Source organism: Hyphomonas sp. (assembly GCF_040882205.1).
Classification (GTDB): domain Bacteria; phylum Pseudomonadota; class Alphaproteobacteria; order Caulobacterales; family Hyphomonadaceae; genus Hyphomonas.
On sequence record NZ_JBBEBT010000208.1, the window covers coordinates 1 to 3,361 of the forward strand.

The 3,361-nt window shown below is 65.2% G+C and carries 3 protein-coding genes; all 3 read left to right on the forward strand.

From position 1 onward, the window contains the following. Positions 1 to 835 (forward strand): ABC transporter ATP-binding protein (locus WEA77_RS08670; RefSeq protein WP_368067473.1); only part of this gene is annotated, 835 nt, incomplete at its 5' end. A 108-nt stretch (positions 836 to 943) separates the two neighbouring features. After that, on the forward strand, positions 944 to 2,374 hold the full coding sequence (locus tag WEA77_RS08675) for a M48 family metalloprotease (RefSeq protein ID WP_368067474.1): 1,431 nt from the start codon (positions 944 to 946) through the stop codon (positions 2,372 to 2,374). Positions 2,375 to 2,452: 78 nt separating this feature from the next. Then, entirely contained in the window at positions 2,453 to 3,202 is a 750-nt protein-coding gene (locus WEA77_RS08680) for a thioredoxin domain-containing protein (RefSeq protein ID WP_368067475.1), read from the forward strand. The last annotated feature ends 159 nt before the right edge of the window (positions 3,203 to 3,361 follow it).

Below are 3,361 nucleotides of genomic sequence, written 5' to 3' on the forward strand. Positions count from 1 at the left end.
CGAGATCCGGCTCGGCGACCGCGTGCTGTCCGTACCCGGACGAACCATTCCGCCCGAACAACGCCGCATCGGCCTCATCTTCCAGGACTTCGCCCTGTTCCCGCACCTGACGGCAGAGCGCAACGTCGCCTTCGGCCTGAAACACCTGCCGCGTCTTGAAGCCACCGCCCGCATCGATCACTGGATAGGCCTGCTGGGCCTGACGCACCGCGCCGGCGCCTACCCGCATGAACTATCCGGCGGCGAGCAGCAGCGCGTCGCCATCGCCCGCGCCCTGGCGCCGCAGCCCGATGCGATCCTGATGGATGAGCCCTTCTCCGGCCTCGATCCGGCCCTCAGCGGCAGCGTGCGGGAGGCCGCGCTCGCCGCCGTCCGCTCCGCCGGAATCCCCGCGCTGATGGTCACGCACGATCCCGCCGAAGCGCTGGAGAGCGCCGACCGGATCGCCATCCTCTCTGCAGGTCGCCTGCTTCAGTCCGGTACGCCGGACGATGTCTACCGCCGCCCGACCAGCCTGGCCGCCGCCCGTGCCCTCGGCAGCGTCAATATCATGCCGTGCGCCCTGCTGCCGGTGGCCTGGCAGGCTCTGGCGCCGGGCTCCGGCGCCCTGTTCGGATGCCGCCCGGAAGCCGTCCAGATCGCGCCGGCCTCGCCCGTGCGCCTCGTGGTGACCGCCCGCCGCCTGACCGGACCGCTGATCCGCCTGACGCTGGAAGGCCAGGGCCTGCAGCTCAACGCACTTGTTCCGCATGCCGATGCCCCCCCTATGGGCACCGAAACGGGCGTCAACCTTGATCGCGAACTGGCGTTCACATTCGCGTCAGGCGAAACCTGACAATTCAGTAACCGGTGCTGGCGAGCCTCGCTTTCGGGCGGTTAAGCGCCTAAGTTAGCTCTGGTCTCTGTCCAGGCGATGTCTGGACGGTTTGCGGAGAGTTTCTGGATGGCTGCAACACTGTTCCGCTCGGTCGCTGCTGTTGCTGCCTCAGCCATACTGGCGCTCAGCGCGTCGGCCCAGGGCCTCATCCGTGACGCCGAAATCGAGGAAACGCTGCGCGAGTGGACCGACCCGATCCTCGAAGTCGCCGGTCTTGTGCCGGAAGACGTGCAGCTGTTCATTATCAATGACCCCTCGCTGAACGCCTTTGTGGCGAACGGACAGCGGATCCACCTGCATTCAGGCCTGCTGATCGAAGCGGAAAATCCCGGCCAGATCAAAGGCGTGATCGGCCACGAAACCTGCCACATCGCCTGCGGCCATACCGTTGCCCGCATGCGCGCCGGTGAAGTGGCGATGCGCCCCGCGCTCGTCTCCATCGGCCTCGGCATCCTCGCCATCGCTGCCGGCGAAGCCGGCGCCGCCCTGATCGGCAGCGCCGGCCAGTTCGCCGCCCTGAACTTCTACGTTCATACGCGCGCCGAAGAATCCGCCGCTGATGCTGCCGCCGTGAAATACCTGTCAGCGCTTGGCCAGTCTCCGGCGGGGATCGTCGAGTTCTTCGAGAATTTCCGGTACCAGGAAGTGCTGTCGGATGCAAAGCGCTATCCGTATTTCCGCTCTCACCCGCTGGCATCAGACCGGATCCGCACTGCGCGCACGCTGGCAGTGGCGACGGGGCTAATGGATGTTCAGCCTACGGAGCGTGAACAGAAACAGTATGAAATGTTGCGGGCCAAACTGGTGGGCTTCCTCGACTCGCCCCTGAAAGTGCGCCGTGACTATCCTGCCAGCAATACAAGCTCGGCCGCGCGGTATGCCCGCGCCATCTCAGCTTATCGCGCCTCCGATATCCAGACCGCCCTCGTCGATACCGACGCTCTGATCGCCGAAGACCCGGAAAACCCCTATTTCCAGGAACTGAAGGGCCAGATCCTGTTCGAGAGCGGACGCGCCGCAGCGTCGGTAGAGCCGCATGCCCGCTCGCTCGAATTGCTGCCGGGCCAGCCGCTGCTGCTGATCAACTATGCCCGTTCACTTAACGCCCGGAATGGCGAAGGCGACACCGCTGCCGCCGAGACGGCGCTTCGGGACGCGCTGATTGCCGAGCCGGACAATGCCTTCGCCTGGGCGCAGCTCGCCATCACCTTCGAGAACCAGAACCGACGCGCCGAAGCCCAGCTGGCCACCGCCGAAGCCGCCTATTGGGTCGGCGACATTGTCCGCGCCAATGCCTTCGCCAAGCGCGCCTCGCAATCGCTCGACAAGGGCTCGACCAACTATCGCCGGGCGGACGACATCGTCCTGATTACCGATCCCAGCAACCCGGACAACCGCGTTTTCTACGAGCGCTATGGCCGTGGCTCACGCCTGTCGCTGGAAACGTCTGGCCGCACCCTGCCTTTCGGCGACTTTTCGGTCACAGACCGCCGGTAACGCCTGTGTGAGCGAGGGTGGACGGGGGCGCGGACATCCCTATAGTCCGGCCAGTTTAATCCACGGGACCAACGCCGAATGACGCCTCTCCTCCGAAAGCCGCTGCTCGCCCTCGCGGCGACTGCCATCGCCCTGATGCTTCCTGCCTGCGCCGACGCCGGCGCCGGTGCCAGCAAGGCCGAGATCGAAAAGATCGTCCGTGATTACATCATCGAAAATCCCGAGATCATCGAAGAGGCGCTGATCGCGCTGGGCGAAAAGGAGAAGGTCGCCCAGGCCGCTGCTGCGAGGGCCGCGATCAACTCGAACGCCGACAAGCTCTACTCGCTCGCCAGCGACTATTCGATTGGCCCGGCCGACGCCAGGGTCACGGTCGTCGAGTTCTTCGATTATCGCTGCGGCTATTGCAAACGCTCGGTCGACTGGGTCCGTGCCCTGCCGGAAGAGTATGACGGTCAGGTCCGCATCGTATTCAAGGAACTGCCGATCTTCGGCGGCATCAGCGAAACCGCTGCGCTCGCCGCGCTCGCCGCCGGCAAGCAGGACAAGTACCTCGAGATGCACGTTGGCCTGATGGCCATCAAGTCGAACGACGACCTCACCGACGCCAGCATCGACAAGGTCGCCCAGGCCTCCGGCATCAACGTTGCCAGGATGCGCGCCGACATGAAATCCATGGCGGTCCAGCAGCAGCTGTCCGAGATGAAGATCCTCGGCCAGGACCTCGCGGTCGGCGGCACCCCCGGCTTCTTCATCGGCGAACAACACATCGAAGGCGCCAACATCCCACTCCTGGAATCCGCCATCGAGGACGCGCTGGAGGGCTAACCCCGGCGACGCGATCAGGTATCTTTGCCAAAGCTCACGATCATTCGGAAAGTGCGCCGGCGACCGGGTCGCATCGCCTCTTCCCGCATCCTGAAGCACTCCGGCGATGATGGCGGACCTAAGGTCTGCCTCTGTCGACGGGCAGGTGCGCGGGGCCCC

Coding starts and splice junctions, on each gene's coding strand:
- WEA77_RS08675 (WP_368067474.1), top strand. CDS start 944: ATGGCTGCAACACTGTTCCGCTCGGTCGCTGCTGTTGCTGCCTCAGCC.
- WEA77_RS08680 (WP_368067475.1), top strand. CDS start 2,453: ATGACGCCTCTCCTCCGAAAGCCGCTGCTCGCCCTCGCGGCGACTGCC.